The 15848-nt window shown below is 51.3% G+C and carries 17 protein-coding genes; 10 read left to right on the top strand and 7 right to left on the bottom strand.

From position 1 onward, the window contains the following. Nucleotides 1–259: 259 nt before the first annotated feature. The 3 genes from AC1BI1_RS11140 to AC1BI1_RS11130 all read right to left on the bottom strand — a co-directional run bounded on the left by AC1BI1_RS11140 (nucleotide 260) and on the right by AC1BI1_RS11130 (nucleotide 1953). On the bottom strand, nucleotides 260–625 hold the full coding sequence (locus tag AC1BI1_RS11140) for a DUF2680 domain-containing protein (RefSeq protein ID WP_476717370.1): 366 nt from the start codon (nucleotides 623–625) through the stop codon (nucleotides 260–262). 101 nt (nucleotides 626–726) lie between these two features. Next, entirely contained in the window at nucleotides 727–1419 is a 693-nt protein-coding gene (locus AC1BI1_RS11135; RefSeq protein WP_476717369.1) for a hypothetical protein, read from the bottom strand. Nucleotides 1420–1491: 72 nt separating this feature from the next. Then, on the bottom strand, nucleotides 1492–1953 hold the full coding sequence (locus tag AC1BI1_RS11130) for a hypothetical protein (RefSeq protein ID WP_476717368.1): 462 nt from the start codon (nucleotides 1951–1953) through the stop codon (nucleotides 1492–1494). Nucleotides 1954–2180: 227 nt separating this feature from the next. Between AC1BI1_RS11130 and AC1BI1_RS11125 the strand changes: the two genes are divergently transcribed. From AC1BI1_RS11125 to AC1BI1_RS11105, 5 genes are read left to right on the top strand one after another with little or no spacing between them, the layout of a single operon-like run. Beyond that, nucleotides 2181–3137 (top strand): 4Fe-4S dicluster domain-containing protein, encoded by a 957-nt coding sequence (locus AC1BI1_RS11125; RefSeq protein ID WP_476717367.1) that lies wholly within the window; start codon nucleotides 2181–2183, stop codon nucleotides 3135–3137. Nucleotides 3138–3142: 5 nt separating this feature from the next. Continuing rightward, nucleotides 3143–3379 carry a sulfurtransferase TusA family protein gene (locus AC1BI1_RS11120; protein ID WP_476717366.1) on the top strand — a complete coding sequence of 79 codons (237 nt, stop codon included), beginning with the start codon at nucleotides 3143–3145 and terminating at the stop codon, nucleotides 3377–3379. Nucleotides 3380–3391: 12 nt separating this feature from the next. Then, entirely contained in the window at nucleotides 3392–4483 is a 1092-nt protein-coding gene (locus AC1BI1_RS11115; protein WP_476717365.1) for a ubiquitin-like small modifier protein 1, read from the top strand. A 2-nt stretch (nucleotides 4484–4485) separates the two neighbouring features. Next, nucleotides 4486–5427 (top strand): cysteine synthase A, encoded by a 942-nt coding sequence (gene cysK, locus AC1BI1_RS11110; RefSeq protein ID WP_476717364.1) that lies wholly within the window; start codon nucleotides 4486–4488, stop codon nucleotides 5425–5427. Next, nucleotides 5424–5819 carry a M67 family metallopeptidase gene (locus tag AC1BI1_RS11105; protein ID WP_476717363.1) on the top strand — a complete coding sequence of 132 codons (396 nt, stop codon included), beginning with the start codon at nucleotides 5424–5426 and terminating at the stop codon, nucleotides 5817–5819. Before cysK ends, AC1BI1_RS11105 begins: the two co-directional genes overlap by 4 nt. Before the next feature lie 148 nt (nucleotides 5820–5967). Here the strand turns inward: AC1BI1_RS11105 and AC1BI1_RS11100 are convergent, their stop codons facing one another. Both AC1BI1_RS11100 and AC1BI1_RS11095 read right to left on the bottom strand, forming a co-directional pair. Further along, a complete protein-coding gene (locus AC1BI1_RS11100) occupies nucleotides 5968–6195 on the bottom strand; it encodes a hypothetical protein (RefSeq protein WP_476717362.1) in 228 nt (75 codons plus the stop codon). A 92-nt stretch (nucleotides 6196–6287) separates the two neighbouring features. Further along, nucleotides 6288–8852: a heavy metal translocating P-type ATPase gene (locus AC1BI1_RS11095; protein WP_476717361.1), complete on the bottom strand. Its 2565-nt coding sequence runs from the start codon at nucleotides 8850–8852 to the stop codon at nucleotides 6288–6290. A gap of 392 nt (nucleotides 8853–9244) precedes the next feature. Here AC1BI1_RS11095 and phnD point away from each other — a divergent pair, with 392 nt between their 5' ends. The 5 genes from phnD (at nucleotide 9245) to AC1BI1_RS11070 (ending at nucleotide 13465) form a co-directional block, all read left to right on the top strand. Further along, nucleotides 9245–10138: a phosphate/phosphite/phosphonate ABC transporter substrate-binding protein gene (phnD, locus tag AC1BI1_RS11090; protein WP_476717360.1), complete on the top strand. Its 894-nt coding sequence runs from the start codon at nucleotides 9245–9247 to the stop codon at nucleotides 10136–10138. Between the two features lie 15 nt (nucleotides 10139–10153). Continuing rightward, complete coding sequence (locus AC1BI1_RS11085; RefSeq protein WP_476717359.1) at nucleotides 10154–10906, top strand: phosphonate ABC transporter ATP-binding protein; 753 nt, start codon at nucleotides 10154–10156, stop codon at nucleotides 10904–10906. Next, entirely contained in the window at nucleotides 10899–11789 is an 891-nt protein-coding gene (phnE, locus tag AC1BI1_RS11080; protein WP_476717358.1) for a phosphonate ABC transporter, permease protein PhnE, read from the top strand. The genes AC1BI1_RS11085 and phnE overlap by 8 nt, the downstream gene beginning before the upstream one ends. Before the next feature lie 207 nt (nucleotides 11790–11996). Continuing rightward, complete coding sequence (locus AC1BI1_RS11075) at nucleotides 11997–12260, top strand: DUF2933 domain-containing protein (protein WP_476717357.1); 264 nt, start codon at nucleotides 11997–11999, stop codon at nucleotides 12258–12260. Nucleotides 12261–12331: 71 nt separating this feature from the next. After that, entirely contained in the window at nucleotides 12332–13465 is a 1134-nt protein-coding gene (locus tag AC1BI1_RS11070) for a murein hydrolase activator EnvC family protein (RefSeq protein ID WP_476717356.1), read from the top strand. Nucleotides 13466–13835: 370 nt separating this feature from the next. On the opposite strand, the gene AC1BI1_RS11065 is transcribed toward AC1BI1_RS11070, so the two are convergent. Further along, nucleotides 13836–13973, bottom strand: a complete 138-nt coding sequence (locus AC1BI1_RS11065; RefSeq protein WP_476717355.1) for a hypothetical protein — start codon at nucleotides 13971–13973, stop codon at nucleotides 13836–13838. 16 nt (nucleotides 13974–13989) lie between these two features. Continuing rightward, entirely contained in the window at nucleotides 13990–15450 is a 1461-nt protein-coding gene (locus tag AC1BI1_RS11060; protein WP_476717354.1) for a putative sulfate exporter family transporter, read from the bottom strand. Nucleotides 15451–15848 lie beyond the last annotated feature (398 nt).

Raw genomic sequence — 15848 nt, 5'->3', positions numbered from 1 at the left:
TAAACATCACCTATTATTTATCTCGTGTTTTCGACTGCAATTAGCCTTGATTTAAGGGGTTTATCACATCACTTCTAAAATGAGATAAGGTAAATATGCTGTAAGGAATTCCAAGGCTCTCTCCTCCTTCGGGAAGGCAACTAGTGCGGCCCCGTTCGACAGGCTTCAGGGGTTTGGGAGCTAAGTTAGTTCTTAATTAAGCAAGACCCTGAACTATGAAGATCAGGGTCTTGCTTCTACTAATTTTTGTACCCAGTATTTAGTACATCATACCGTAGCCGCCCATCATACCCCCTCCGTAGCTATAACCGGAAGGAGCAGGTTGTCCCCCATTGTTTCCGAAGAAACCGCCGCCACAGTGACCAGCACCCATCATACCAAAGCCGTAGTCCCTATGATACTGTTGCATATAATCCAGGTGTTCTTTCATTAGGCGGCCCTGTTCCGGGGTAATCTCCCCGCCCTCTACATACTTATCGATAATCTGCTTCTTTAGTTCGAACATCTGTTGGTAGAGCTTATTGACTTCTTCTTTTTGCTGGTCGCTCAGGGCCGCGAAGGCAGCAGGAGCCGCCAGCGCTACCAGGAGCAAGGTGACCACAACAACGACCAATTTCTTTTTCATAAATCACGCCTCCTTTGTTTGTGTATTCCTTTCATTTATTATGGTAACACTTGATTGTGAAGAAAGTTTGCCGTACGTATGAACAGATTGTGGATTTTTATCTAAGGAAGTTCCCATTTAAATATACGTTCAGGAACCCCACCCAGGCCCTTAATAGTTAGAGTTAAATCCTTAACCGGCTCGCCGGTCGGAGCGGCAAAACGCAGGATACCTTCTGGGTGGTGAGCGTCGTTGTCCACCAGTTCCCACGTTCCTCTACCGGCTTCCCTCCCATTGATTTTCAGGGAGGTAGAACCGACGAAATCAAAAGTCATTAGATTGCCTGAGTGGGCAGTTAAAGCTACGTTAAAGACCAGGTTAGAGGTTAAGTCCCGTTCCTGTTCTGCTGTCGGTTGTTGCCCGCGTGCCCTTAAGTATTCCGGGGTAACCCAAGTAACTTCTACCTCTATCCCGCCTTTGGACTCCCGTCGCTCATAAAACGTGGCCTCCACCGGCCTTTTGGTAATCGGAGGCTTGCTGTCCACCGGTTGCTGCTGTTTTTGGCGGGACCCAGTCGCTAGGTTTTGTTTTGAGCCCTCTTCTGCAGCCGGGGGCTGCTTATCCTTACTAGGCTCTGTCCCGGCCTCTCCTACCCGGGATTCCGTTGTTTTCTCCTTTTCACCCTGCTGGGATTGTACCGTTTTCTCCCACGACTGGGAGTTAGCTTGACTTTTATTCTGGCCGCATCCGGTCATAACTGTTATCAAAAATAAAAGGAAAAGGAGAAAAATCAAAAGCAGATTCTTTCTTTGCACCAAATTTCCTCACCTTCCCTTTCTAAAATGTTAGCCAACGGCCAGGCCAAAACTGTAACGGGTTATGGTGAATCAAACCCAGAGACGGTGCCTGGCTATCATTCGCACCATTAGATAAATACCCAACAGGTTGATGGCTATACCAATCCACATTACAGGATAACGGTACTTCTCGAAAAAGATGGCCGCTCCCGAGGCTGCTAACACGGGCAAAACTTCCCCTAGGTGGTGTACGCAACAGGCTAGCATGGAGACGGTAGAGGCTCCTGTTCCCGAAGCTGCCATCGCTCCTGCACCGCGCACCCGCACTAGCTTCTGCACCTGTCGCATATAGCTAAAGAGACCGACTTGCGTACCAAATCCAGCGGTAATAGCCAGGACATAAAAACGGTCTTGAGCCAGGAGTTCTGTGCTGTGTTGCCACGAACCGGAACTAAATCCTACCAGCAAAAAATAGAAGGCTACCAGGGCTAAAGATGCTACCAACCCCGCTAGCACTGCCCGCCTAATGACCAGGCTTTTGGCTGTGCTCAATTACATTTACCCCCCTCCCCCAATGGTACGTCTGTGGCTAATATTTTACTGCTAATTTGTGAAGACATTACGAAGGAAAAAAGAAAAAACTGCGAAGGGTGCCTTGACAAAAGTAATTTGATTGCTTAATATACAAGTATGTTAATCAAGTTAGTAGGTTTTTACGACCCTGTAGGATCTCCTTCATGCAGAAAAAAGCTCGCCAACCGCGAAGGGAGGAAACCTCCATGTTATCCCCGGAAGAACTGAAGGCCGGTGGGCTTATTCCCCAAAAGCAAAAGCAGATGGTAACGGTGCGCTGTATGGCTCCCGGCGGGAGGCTCACTGCCCAGAGGCTGCGGGCTATTGCCGATGTGGCGGAAAAGTACGGGCAAGGACTGATACATCTTTCAGTGCGCATGTCGCCGGAAATTTTGCACATTAAATTAGACGATATAGAAGCCGTTACCCGCGAGCTGGCCGCCGCCGGGCAAAGGATAGCTTCTTGCGGCAAGCGGGTGCGGGTGCCTATTGCCTGTGGCGGCTGCGAGTATAATCCCAGCGGCCTCGTCGACACTCAAAAATTGGCTCTAGAAGTTAACAACCGGTACTTCGGCCTGGATCTCCACCATAAATTTAAAATTTCCTTTTCTGGCTGTCCCAATGACTGTGTAAGGGCCCGGGAAAACGATCTGGGGTTCCAAGGGGAAATAGAGCCTGTTCTGGAAAGCCAAAAATGTATAGGCTGCGGCCTGTGCGCAGAGGTCTGCCGCGAAGGCGCCCTTAGCATGAAAAATAAACTTCCCGTGCTGAATCCCGACCTCTGTCTGGGCTGTGGCGATTGCGTTCACAGCTGCCCTAGCGATGCCCTTTCAAGCGGCAGGTGCGGACACGCAGTTTATGTAGGTGGGAAACATGGACGCCACCCCCATGTGGCCTATCCCTTGGCTTCCCTGGTTCCCGATGAACTGGTTTTTCCGGTAATTGAAACGGTGGTTCGCTGGTACCAGGAAAATGGCCAGAAGGGAGAACGGATAGGAGAAACTATTGACCGTGTAGGTATTAACGGCCTGCGGCGGGCACTTCTGCCTGTTATAGGTGAATACTTGCTGACGGCTGAAGATTTGCAGAAACCTAGATGGCAAAACCTTTTCTACCCTGGCCTGGTAGCTACTTTTCCCGAGTATGAGGATTTGGAAAGGTGAGAGGGATGACGCCCAAACCCGACATTTCTTTGGATCTGAGAGGAACGGCTTGCCCCATGAACTTTGTTCGTACCAAGCTGGCCTTAGAAGAGCTAGCTGCGGGGCAAGTGCTGGAGGTCGTGCTGGATGCCGGAGAACCAGTGCGTAATGTTCCTCGCAGCGTCAAGGCGGAGGGACACCGCATCCTGGCAGTGGAAAAACTGGGTGAGGCCTTCCGCCTGCTGATTGAAAAAGTAGACTGAGGAGGGAGAGATATGCCTGTAGTGTCGGTTTATATTCCTACGCCCTACCGCCACCTGACCGGCGGCCAGGCCCATATCCGCCTAGAAGCCGGCACTGTAGGAGAAGTGCTGGAGAAGTTGATCCACAGCTACCCCAGCTTAAGGGAAAGGCTGTTGGATGACGCAGGGGAAATCCAGCACCACTTGAATGTCTTCGTCAATGATGCTGAGGTGCGTTCCCTACAGGGAAAAGAGACGCCCTTAAAAGAGGGAGATCAAATAGCCCTGATCCCCGCCATGGCCGGGGGCAGCAGCCTTACAGAAGAACAGATCGAGCGCTACAGCCGGCATATTATCCTGCCCGAGGTAGGCGGCAAGGGCCAGCAAAAACTTCTTGAGTCCAGGGTACTTATAATCGGTGCGGGCGGTCTGGGATCGCCCGCTGCCCTTTATCTGGCGGCAGCCGGGGTAGGGACTCTGGGCCTGGTAGATTTTGACCGGGTAGACCTTTCTAATCTGCAGCGCCAGATTTTACACCACGGCCACGATGTAGGCCGTTTGAAGGTGGAATCGGCTCAAGACGCCTTGCGCGATATCAATCCTGATGTGCGAGTTGTTACTTACCCCTTTAGTTTGACTTCAACCAACGCTCTGGAGGTCATCCGGGATTACGATGTGGTCATCAACGGCTGCGATAATTTTCCCACCCGCTACTTGGTAAACGATGCCTGTGTACTCCTGGAGAAACCCCTGGTAGATGGGAGCATCTTCCGGTTTGAAGGCCAGGCGACAGTGTTTCTTCCCGGTAAAGGTTGTTACCGCTGCCTGTATCCCTCTCCCCCACCTCCGGGGAGCGTTCCTTCCTGTGCCGAAGCAGGGGTGCTGGGGGTAGTGCCGGGCCTGATAGGGATTATCCAGGCTGCGGAAACTTTAAAACTTCTCCTGGGGCTAGGTTCCTCCCTGGCGGGAAAACTCCTTTTCATCGATGCCCTGGAGATGAACTTTCGCCAGTTCCGGGTACGCCGGAACCCTTCCTGTCCGGTGTGTGGGGAAAGTCCCACCATAAGGAAACTTATCGATTATGAAGAGTACTGCGGTTTAAAGAACCAGGCCGGGGGGCTGTAAGGGTGAAGCCGAAAATTGCCGCCAACATTCTAGAAACAATTGGACAAACCCCCTTAGTGGCTTTGAACAGACTGCCTGGCCCTGGAGCAGCCGGGGTACTGGCCAAGGTGGAAGCTTTCAACCCTGGGGGAAGCGTCAAGGACCGCATTGCCCTGGCCATGGTGGAAGAGGCCGAACAAAAGGGCCTGCTTCGCCCAGGGGATACCCTGGTAGAGGCCACCAGCGGCAATACCGGGATAGGCCTGGCCATAGTGGCTGCGGCCAAAGGCTATCGCCTAATTTTAACTATGCCGGAAAACATGTCAGTGGAGCGCCAAAAGCTTTTCGCCTGGCTGGGAGCGGAGATAATCCTCACTCCGGCTATTGAAGGGATGTCCGGAGCAGTATTTGCGGCAGAGGAACTGGCCCAAAAGAAAGGATACTATTGGTTGCGCCAGTTTACCAATCCCGCCAATCCCCAGATCCACCGGGTTACCACGGCGGAAGAGATCCTGGCTGCAGTCGATACTGAGGTGGATGCTTTTGTGGCAGGAGTCGGTACCGGGGGAACCATTACCGGCGTGGGCGAGGTTTTAAAGAAGCGGGTTCCCGGTATCCAAGTAATAGCTGTAGAGCCCGCTAAATCTGCAGTACTTTCCGGAGGCCGGCCGGGGATTACCCGCATCCAGGGCCTGGGGGCGGGTTTTATACCCGGGGTCCTGAACCGGGACATTATCGATAGAGTGATTACCGTCAGCGACGAAGAAGCTTTTGATACGGCCCGGAGGCTCGCTTGTGAAGAAGGAATCTTAGCCGGTTTATCCTCCGGCGCAGCGGCCTGGGCGGCTGTAAAGGTGGCTCGAGAACTGGGGCCGGGGAAAACGGTGGTTACTATTTTTCCCGATACTGGTGAGCGATACTTAAGCATGATCCCTCTCTCCCAGCCACGGAGGTGCGGGACATGAAACTGCAAAGAGCGTTGTTTGACCAAATGGTGGCTCATGCCTACGCATCTTTACCCTATGAGGCTTGTGGAATTTTGGCGGGTCAAGGGGGAGAAATCCTGGCCTTCTACCCCACGTCCAATACCGAAAAGAGCCCTGTACGGTATAATATCGACCCCCGGGAGATGCTTAAGATCTTCCGCCAGGTGGAAGGGCTGGGATGGGAGGTTATGGGTATTTTCCATTCCCATCCTGCGACCGAAGCCTACCCTTCTCCTACGGATATCCGTCTGGCCTTCTATCCTGAAGCCTTATATTTTATTCTCTCCCTCAAGGAGCCGTCCGGTCCGCAACTTCGCGCCTTTTGGATTGTTGATGGTGAAGTAAGGGAAGAACCGCTCACGCTGGTCTAAGGGCCGACAGTCCCAACTGTATCCGCTGCTTATCCCCGTACTGGTCCGAGCCTACAGCTACCCCAACAAAGGTACGGTGCAAGAAGGGCAGCCAGAACAAAGGCTGCCCTTCTTGCTCTTGTGTTCAATTAAAGGTTACGCCTAAAGTTTACATTTGGTATCGCTTCTGCACCCAGGGGATGACCACGGGCATGGTGATGATCATGGTGAGGATGAAGACCCAGGCAACGCCGCCGTAGCGGGCCACCGGACTATATGTCTTCCCTGTGACATAGGTCAGTAAGAGAAAAAGCAAAGCCACCACCAGGGAAATTCCGGTATAAAGAATGGCGCTTATTTTGGCCACTTTGTCAGTATTATTAAGGTTATGAGGCATTTTAATCCTCCTCCCACTGGCCAGGCCGGTACTCCATGCTCGACTTATGCCAGGACCGCATTGCAGCAGGAATATACCGGCGCCTAGCTTGTTTAAGCATACTTATATTTCGCTTTGGCCGGTGCCGTCCACACCTTTTTGTCCTTGGTAGAAGGTTCAAAGCGCTTTAAAAGCAGAGTGTTTAGGGTCACGGATACCGAGCTAATAGCCATAAAGAAAGCGGCTAACTCGGGGCTCACAATGAGACCGGTCCACGGATAGAGAATGCCGGCGGCTATAGGAATACCCAAAGTGTTGTAGATAAAGGCCCAGAAGAGATTTTGCCGAACTTTACGCATGGTAGCCCGGCCTATCTCGATAGCCGCCACCACATCGCGGATATCATTTTTAATAAGGATGATCTCGCCCGTCTCCTTGGCTACGTCGGTACCGCTGCCTATGGCTATGCCCACATCGGACTGGGCCAATGCCGGCGCGTCGTTGATACCATCGCCTACCATGGCTACCTTAAGGCCCTGTTCCTGGAGCCTCTTTACTTCGCTGGCCTTATCCTGGGGAAGTACTTCGGCCAGCACCCGGTCGATGCCTGCCTGCCGGGCAATGGCCTCAGCCGTACGCCGGTTATCGCCGGTAATCATGGCCACTTGGATACCCATTCTTTTTAGCCTCGCGATGGCTTCCGGTACGTATTCCTTCAGGGTATCGGCTACGGCTATAACTCCAGCCGGTTTCCCGCCCACCGCCAGGAACATGGCCGTCTTGCCCTGCTCTTCCAGTTTCTCAGCTTGGGGCAAGAGCCGGCTTATGTCTATCCCTTCTTCGGCCATGAGCCGCCGGTTGCCTAAAAGGATCTTTTCTCCCCGCCAGGAGGCCTCCACCCCGCGGCCAGGTATGGCCCGGAACTCAGTCGCATCTTCCAGCTCTAAGCCACGGGCCTTAGCTTCCCGGACGATAGCTTCGCCCAAGGGGTGCTCGGAATTTTTTTCCGCTGTAGCGGCGTAAAGCAACACACGCTCTTCATCCCAGCCACTGGCGGCCACAACATCGGTTACTTCGGGCTCACCCTTGGTTAGGGTGCCGGTTTTATCAAAAACCACAGCATTGAGCTTGGAGCTAGCCTCTACCGCATCGGCTCCCTTAAAGAGGATTCCGTTCTCCGCCCCTTTACCCGTGCCAGCCATCATGGCACTGGGGGTGGCCAAGCCTAAGGCGCAGGGGCAGGAGATGACCAGAGTGGTCACGCTTAGGAGCAGGGCAAAGCCAAAAACCCCGATTTCCGCCAGGCTATAGGGAGAAAGGATAAAACGGCTATCCGGGAGGAAATAACGATCAAACCCGTAGAAAAACCAGAAGAGGAAGACAATCAGGGCCAGGACGTGCACCCCGAATATAAAGTGCGCGGCCACAAAATCAGCCAGCTGTTGTATCGGTGCTTTGGAAGCCTGGGCATCTTCCACCATTTTTATGATTTGGGCCAGGGCCGTCTCGCTCCCTACCCTGGTAGCCCGGAATTTAAAAGAGCCTGTTTTATTGATAGTGGCCCCGATAACTTGGTCGCCCACTTTCTTTTCCACCGGGATACTCTCGCCCGTGATCATGGACTCATCCACTGCCGAATAGCCCTCGATCACCTCGCCATCGACCGGAATCTTATCTCCCGGCCGCACCACCACGATATCGCCGATGACCACCTCATCCACCGCGATTTCTATCTCCTGGCCGTCCCGGATAACCCTGGCCGTCTGGGCCTGAAGGCTCATCAATTTACGAATGGCCTCGGAAGTGCGGCCCCTGGTTAAAGCCTCCAGGTAACGGCCCAGAACGATAAATGCGGTGAGGAGAGCAGCGGACTCAAAGAAGGTGGCACCTTTACCGCCAAAGCCGGCCTCCGGCCAGAGGCTATTAATAGTAGCGATGATATAAGCTGCTCCGATACCGGTGGCATAGAGCAAGTTCATATCGGTGGCGCCTTTCTTTAGGCCCCTCCAGCTATTCACAAAGAACTGCCAGCCAGGGATAAAGACCACTGGAGTAGTTAAGAGCCACAGGAGTAACGGGTTGTGCAAGAACTCGGGAACAAAATAACGAAGGATCCAAACTTCCCGGAACTGCCCTAGCATGACCAGTATAGCTAGCGGCCAGGCGATCCACATGTTGCGGGCCTGTCGCCGAATCTCCCGCTGCCGGGCCTCCCTCTCCCGATCCAAAGCTTCCTGACCGGTTACTTTCTCACTGGCCTCGTATCCGAGCTCACTGATAGCCTTTTTTATTTCGCCTTTACTAACAGCCCCGGGATAGAAGCGCACGCGGGCGGACTCCGCCGGGAGGTTGACCACCACCTCCGTCACCCCTGGGAGGCTCTTCACCACCTTTTCTATTTTGGCTACGCAGGAGGCACAGCTCATCCCCCTGATATTTAATAAAACTTCTTCCTGGGGAACGTTGTAACCCAGCTCTTCTATAGTCTTGACCAGTGCCATAACCTGAACTTTCCTTGGGTTGTACTCAACTGTAGCCTTCCTGGTCAAGAGGTTAACTTGAACAGCCTGTACACCTGAGATATTTTTTAGGGCTTTTTCTATCTTGGCTACGCAAGAAGCACAACTCATACCTTCTACCGGTAAACTTATCCTGGTAGTAGCCACCTCTGTTGCCATAAGCAACCCCCCTTTTCTGGCATATACCCCTTAGGGGTATCCTAAAACTAGTATAGACCTTCCCTTAAAGAACGTCAAGACTTTCCTCTCATAATCAATTTTTATTTTATCCCCTGAGTGAAAATTTTATTTATCTGTTAACTCCGTTGCTTCCCTTAACCCAGGAGACAGAAGAGACTTCCTTGCTGCAATTTATTGTTTACAATACAGGTGGTATTCCAAAATGGAATAAATGAGATAACAGGAATTAATTATTTCTTGGAGAATAAATAACCAGACTACAGGCCACCTCACCTGTTGCCCGGGCTTCGCCAATTTCCCGGGGTCCGGCGGCTATAGAAGCGCTGACCTACTGTAGGTAAGAAAAGGTAAAGTTGGGGGGAATTTGCCGCATGCCATTCAGAACAACTAAAATTAATACTCGTATATTAGTATTTGGGGCTTTAATGGCCTTTGTAGTGGTATTATTGATGGGCTGTACCGGGAGCCGTAATCCAAACCCGGCCAAACCGTTGAGGGTAGGTTTAATCCCCAATCAATCGCCGGATAAGGTTAAGGCTCAGTACGAGCCCTTCAGAGCCTACCTGGCCCAAAAACTGGGCATGCCCGTGGAACTGTTCGTAGCTACTGACTATGCTGGTGTGGTGGAAGCCATGGCCAGTGATAAGTTAGATCTTGCTTACTTTGGGGCCTTGACCTATGTGCAGGCCAAACAACGAGCAGATATCTACCCCATTGTGACTGAAATAGACCGCTTCACCCATACCACCAAGTATCATAGCTTGATCATTACTCGTTCCGATAGTCCCCTGAAAGACCTGTCTGACCTTAGGGGAAAAACCTTTGCTTTCGGGGATATCAACTCCACTTCCGGTTCTCTATACCCCCGCATCATGTTAGACAAGGCCGGAATAAAGGTACCTGATGATTTGAAACAAGTGCTCTATACCGGTGGCCACGACGCTACCGCCCTAGCCGTGCAAAATGGTACCGTAGACGCAGGAGGAATCGAGGACCGGATCTTGTATGCCCTTCAAGAAAAAGGGGTTGTGGATAAGGCCAAAATAAAGGTTCTGGCCAAGTCCGATCCCATTGAAGGCTATCCCTGGGTGGTAAGGGCCTCCCTCGACCCGAAACTGGTTGAACGTATCACCAACGCTTTTCTGGAAATTCGCGACCCAAAGTTGTTACAACTGATGCGGGCCGAAGGATATGCCCGGGTAAGCGCAGCCGATTACCGTTATATAGAACAAGAAGCCGTCAGGTTGGGATTGTTACAAAAGTAGCTAGGGATGATATCCATGGTAGTTATCGAAGCGCAAAAGCTCTCTAAAGTTTACCCCGGCGGGCATGAAGCCTTAAGGGATGTCACAGTAACTATTAGGAAAGGTGAAGTGGTAGGCATCCTAGGGCACAGTGGGGCCGGGAAAACCACTTTTTTCCGGTTGTTAAACGGTGCCCTGCGCCCGACCACTGGTTCCTTGATAGTGCTGGGACAGCCCATGGACCAAATTTCTGTCAAAGGCCTACAGCGGTTGCGGCGGCGTATGGCCTTCGTGTACCAGCACCCCCACCTGGTACCTACCATAAGTGTTGCTCACAATGTACTGATAGGAGGCATAGGCAACTACTCCTTGCTTCAGACCTTACGCTCTCTTATCACTTTGCTTCCCCAAGAGCGGGAAAGAGTGTTTACCGCCCTGGAGCAACTGGGAATGGCAGACAAAATGTACCGACGGGCCAACGAGTTATCAGGTGGAGAACAGCAGAGGGTGGCGGTGGCCCGGGCTTTAATTTCCTGCCCGGAACTGCTGCTGGCTGATGAGCCCATCGCTTCCGTGGATGTCAGGACTGCAACCGTGGTCTTAGAGGCATTGAAAAAGTTGAATGCCTCCCAAGGCACCACTATCCTCCTTAATTTGCACCAAGTGGATTTTGCTTTGCGCTACTGTTCCCGTCTGCTAGTTCTCTCCGAAGGGCGACTTGTATATGATGGCTTGCCGGAAGGCATCACGGATATGAACGTTTACGGGGAGAATCGGTGTTATGCTTAACGGCAAGAGAAAGATACTTGAACATAGGTCCGGCTTGTATAATGCGATGCTCATTATTTTATTACTTATTGCCACTGCCATTAGCGCCCACCAAACCCAGTTCTCTCCCAGGTCCCTGTTCGAACCGGGGAATGCCAGGAACATTGCCCGCTTCGTGACAGGGTTATGGCCTCCCGAGGTCAGCCCTGAATTCCTCCGCAATACCCTTAGTTTGATGCTCGAAACAATAGAAATTTCCCTCGTGGGCACTTTTTTGGCGGTAATGTTGGGCTTTCCCCTTTCCATCCTGGCCTTCCGGGAACAGGGCGAGGAGTTCTCCCGGCCTTGCAGAGGAATCCTGGCCTGGAGGCTGTGTTGGGCAAAGTACTACATTGCCCGCTTAGTGCTCAATCTTTTACGCAGCATTCCAGAGCTGCTGTGGGCCCTCATCTTTGTAGTAGCAGTAGGACTTGGTCCCTTCCCCGGCGTACTAGCGCTGGCGGCCCATAGCACCGGAATACTGGGTAAGCTTTATGCAGAAATCTTTGAAAGCGTCGACCACCGCCTAGTGGAGGCAGTCCGTTCTACCGGGGCAAACCGCCTACAGCTGCTGTTCCTGGCCCGATTACCCGCCAGCCTGCCAGTTTTTCTCTCCTATACCCTGTTCCGCTGGGAGTGCAACATGCGGGCCGCAACTGTACTCGGGTTAGTAGGAGCTGGTGGAATCGGGAGCCAGTTAATCATCAGTATGAAGCTCTTCCGGTATAACGAGGTGTTGACATTAATAATGGCTATCCTGGCAATGGTTATGCTAGTGGATCTGCTAGGGCAGGCAATACGTCGGCGGGTGCTGGAGGGACCCCAGGCAAGGTGCCGGCTATCTATAACGAATAATACCCTGTAGCTAGGGGCAGACCGAGCAAAAAGGGCTGCCGGACTGAAAACACCTTCTACCTGATACTAGAGACCGATGTGAAGATATTATGAACAATATTAGGGAAATATAGGAAGCGTCTGAAAGATAATATTCCTATCTTGACATATACCCGGCCGGGGTATATTCTGGGAATAGACTGATGTCTTATTAACTGCAAATAAGGAGGGATTGGGGATGAACCATAGAAAGCATAGCTTGTTAATGCTCCTGGGTTGTGGCCTGATGATAGTGGCCGTATTTTTCTTATTGGCTCGCGGGGCAGCTACAAGTGATAGCACCTCAGGTGGTAGTTGGGCCTGGTTATTGTTTTTGCTCTGTCCCCTCATGCACCTTTTCATGATGGGGGGCCATAACCGTAGTGAATGTCAGCATGGGGAGCAAAAGGATACCACCAGAAATGATCACCCCGAAGTAGGGAAAACCCAGGTAAAGAATTAAGATGAGCGGCTATTCTAAAAGCCGCTCCTGTCAATATCAAGAGACAATTGGGTTTGCACAGAGGTGGTATTTTGCGTTGTAGATCTAAGTTTTTTCTACTTGTGATAATATTAGCTCTAAGTGCCATGCCAGCGTATGGTGAGACCCTGGAACAATTGAACAGGCAACAACAACAGTTACAACAAAATATTCAAGAGCACAAAAGGATTTTAGAGCAGAAAAACGATGAAGGACAAGCCTTACTCCAGCAATTGCAAGAAGTAGAGCAGGAAATCCAGGAAAAAGAACAACAAATACTCAAACTTGATGAAGAACTGGCCGTAGCCCAACGTAATATTTTACAAGCTACAAGAGAACTGCAACGGGCGGAAGCAGCCCAGGAAAAACGTATGCAGATTTTACGCAAGCGCCTAAAGGATATCTACCAGATAGGCCAGGTCAACTACCTGGAGGTACTCCTCCAGTCTACCAGCCTAGAAGACTTCCTGGTACGGATGGAACTGCTAACCAGAGTTGCCCGGGCTGATATGAAACTCATTCAGGAAATTAAGGTGGAACGGGAAAAAATTGCCGCCTGGAAGGCCCAACTGTTAGCGGAGCGGGATAAGGTTGCCATGCTCCGGCGCGAGGCAGATAGGCAACGGGTCCAGTTAGCTTCCCGCCAAGGAAGCCAGCGGCGGCTCCTGGCCCAGATTGAGGAGGAAAAAAAGCGAGTAGCTCAAGCTTTAGCGGAAGAAGAAGCGCTGGCGCGCGAAATTGCGGCTCAAATCCGGAGTATCCAAGACAAAAGTAAACGACAGCTGCCCCCTGAGGGAACAAAGGGTATGCTCTGGCCCGTACCGGGTTATACCCAGATTTCTTCACCCTTCGGTTGGCGCATCCATCCTTTGCTAAAGACCAGGCGTTTCCATATGGGTATTGATATCCCGGCACCCGAAGGCACGGAAGTCATTGCCACCTTGGACGGCCAGGTTATTTTCACAGGCTATCGCGGCGCTTTCGGTAATCTCATTGTCATTGATCACGGCGGCGGGTTATCCACCCAGTATAACCACCTATCGGCAATCCTGGTCCGGGAGGGACAGGAAGTAAAAAAGGGTCAAGTAATCGGCCGAGTTGGGTCAACGGGCTGGAGTACAGGCCCCCATCTGGATTACATGGTTTTACTCCGCGGCGAGCCAACTAACCCCATGGATTATTACTAAACACCATTCTGCACCGATATCACTTCTTTCTTGCAAAACCAAGCAACCTGTTGTTGCGCAACGCCATGCGTACACCTAAGGTTTATCCAACAAGCAACACTTTTCGAGCTAAATCTCGATGAAATTAAGGAGATTATTGGTCTTAGGTCTGAAAGTGTTGCAGTATGAAGAGCTTACATCAGTCCCGGACACTTCTACCGGAACGTTCTTGGGGTTCATCGAACGAAAAACGAAAAGCGCTCCCCTTTGAAGAATTGAACGGTTAAGCCCCTAATTAACGTTGCCGCAAAATAATCTGCCGGGGCCATCACGTTCTATTTCTTCATTTGATAGGGGAGCCGCCTTATTAGTAACCGTAGGAATCCAGCTCCTAAACAGTACGAGTTAGGAAAAACATGATAACTAGAAGAGCGATCCCCATCCCCAGGCTGTAGCCTATTAACTTTTTCTCGGCAGGAAGCAAATCAAACCATTGTTCCCCTTTAAACAGGTGTTCTTTGTTGTCCATGTTTGTTCCCCCTTTTTTATGCTATTGGCGGTGGGGTTATCCCCCGGAACAAGAGCCAGGAAATTAAAAGGCCAATCCAAATAATAAAGCCAAACAGGGAAATTACATAGACCACAGCCAGCTTGCCCATGCCTTCTCCCCAGAGTTTCCTAAAGTCAGATATTAAGCCGATGGTGAAAAAGGTTAAGGCAAAAAAGATGCCGCGCAAGGTATCGGCCTGGCCAACTCCTGCACTTAAGAGCTTGAGTGTCCCTTTATCGCCAGTCGAGCCAAGAAGGAGCATGATGATAAAAAGGGCAGCATAACCGATAACGAATTTCGGGAACCGCAACCATATTTCCCCGGCCGTTACTTTTTCACCCCGCCTGTTAATTTTCCAGGACCAGACCACAGCCAGGATGAAGGCCCAGACGGCAATAAAGATATCAATAAAGACCTTGACGGTCGTAGTGGTCATCAACATCCAACCCTCTTGCCACCTGATACCCAGGGCGCCGGCGGCCTTACTCCTGATCAGGGCATCGACCATGGCGCCACTCGCCGCCGCCGCCCCGTCGGTCTTGACCGCCAACCCCATCCAGGCCGCGGCGACCATGGGTTCCTTGTAGAGCCAGGCCTGGGCGGCAAAGGGCAAAATTAGCAGCTCTACGACGGCAAAAATAACCACCAGGGAAGAAACAATAATGGGCACAACTGGTCTCGCCTTGATGGCCCCACCGGTAGCAATAGCTGCCGAAACACCGCAAATAGAAATACCAGAGGCCAGGGGCGCTGCCCATTCAGGGGTGAATTTAAAGTACTTGCGGGAAACAAAGTAAACTATGGGCCAGTATATCAAGTAAGCTTCGACGATAGCAAATAAGCCTCGCCAGATTACCTGGGCGGCCAGGCCCGTAGACTGGAGGGCCGCAAGTCCGATTTTAGCACCAAGGATAACGATGGCTGTCTTTACAAACCAGTCGGGCCTGGTAGCTTCCTGAAGATATCTTGTTAGCCCAGGGAAAAAGTTGCCGATAATTAAACCCACGATTAGGGCGATAATAAATCCCGCCTCCCCGGTCATCCCCAAGGACCAGGGAATTTTCACTTTGGCCAACTGGTCCGGCGTTGCCGCAATAAAGGCGTAGTTACCGATAATCAGGCTGAGGTACGTAATGAAGAAGATAATGGTAAACCCCGCAACGAAGCGCCTGACATTGCCTCCCATGGCAGCCACGCCAAGAGCGAGGATTGCTGTGATAAAAAGATAAGTAAGAAAAAGTGAGACCACACCGGGAACACCCCTGTACACCTCCGAAACTGGAGCGAGGGCCCTGGAAAGATCGAGCCATATATTGGTTTTAACAACCCAGCCAATGGCGTCAACGCCGGTTACCTTCAACAGACCAAGGAAGACAATGAATAACCCGATCCATACTGCCCACCAATCTTCACTTTTCAAAAGCGGCGAGCGGTTTGTTTTCACTTCTTGAACCATTTTTCTCCCCCTCTTTATTTGCGAAGCCCGCAGGCAGTTTTTTATTGCTGTAGAACCATTATGGTAAAAGGTTCCTTTGAGCTTTTGGCGGCATCACTACCTGCCCCTATAACCTTACCCTGCCCGGAATCAAGCCAGGTACGGAAAAATTGTCTCCCGCTCTTCACAGGCGTTGATACTCATCGACTTAACCTCCCATTCATAATTAAGTTTTTCTATCGTTTTAGTTGGAATTTGTCTCGATTTTACCTCGACCAGGAAAAGTTGTCAAGGGCCCCTTTTCATCACAAAAACTACAAACTCTCACCCTTGACGGTACCGCCAAGAAAATAGTATAATCAATACAACTATTCCGATTAAAAAACTGTAAAAATGCAAAGCAAAAGTAAATACGGGCA

This window comes from Thermanaeromonas sp. DSM 22490 (assembly GCF_056378755.1).
Note: the sequence above shows the minus strand (reverse complement) of the source record. Positions and strands in the feature narration are given on the sequence as shown.

Excerpts from the sequence above, each read along its gene's own strand:
- AC1BI1_RS11140 (WP_476717370.1), bottom strand. The coding sequence starts at position 625 with ATGAAAAAGAAATTGGTCGTTGTTGTGGTCACCTTGCTCCTGGTAGCG.
- AC1BI1_RS11125 (WP_476717367.1), top strand. The coding sequence starts at position 2,181 with ATGTTATCCCCGGAAGAACTGAAGGCCGGTGGGCTTATTCCCCAAAAG.
- AC1BI1_RS11120 (WP_476717366.1), top strand. The coding sequence starts at position 3,143 with ATGACGCCCAAACCCGACATTTCTTTGGATCTGAGAGGAACGGCTTGC.
- AC1BI1_RS11115 (WP_476717365.1), top strand. The coding sequence starts at position 3,392 with ATGCCTGTAGTGTCGGTTTATATTCCTACGCCCTACCGCCACCTGACC.
- AC1BI1_RS11105 (WP_476717363.1), top strand. The coding sequence starts at position 5,424 with ATGAAACTGCAAAGAGCGTTGTTTGACCAAATGGTGGCTCATGCCTAC.
- AC1BI1_RS11100 (WP_476717362.1), bottom strand. The coding sequence starts at position 6,195 with ATGCCTCATAACCTTAATAATACTGACAAAGTGGCCAAAATAAGCGCC.
- AC1BI1_RS11095 (WP_476717361.1), bottom strand. The coding sequence starts at position 8,852 with ATGGCAACAGAGGTGGCTACTACCAGGATAAGTTTACCGGTAGAAGGT.
- phnD (WP_476717360.1), top strand. The coding sequence starts at position 9,245 with ATGCCATTCAGAACAACTAAAATTAATACTCGTATATTAGTATTTGGG.
- AC1BI1_RS11085 (WP_476717359.1), top strand. The coding sequence starts at position 10,154 with ATGGTAGTTATCGAAGCGCAAAAGCTCTCTAAAGTTTACCCCGGCGGG.
- phnE (WP_476717358.1), top strand. The coding sequence starts at position 10,899 with ATGCTTAACGGCAAGAGAAAGATACTTGAACATAGGTCCGGCTTGTAT.
- AC1BI1_RS11075 (WP_476717357.1), top strand. The coding sequence starts at position 11,997 with ATGAACCATAGAAAGCATAGCTTGTTAATGCTCCTGGGTTGTGGCCTG.
- AC1BI1_RS11065 (WP_476717355.1), bottom strand. The coding sequence starts at position 13,973 with ATGGACAACAAAGAACACCTGTTTAAAGGGGAACAATGGTTTGATTTG.
- AC1BI1_RS11060 (WP_476717354.1), bottom strand. The coding sequence starts at position 15,450 with ATGGTTCAAGAAGTGAAAACAAACCGCTCGCCGCTTTTGAAAAGTGAA.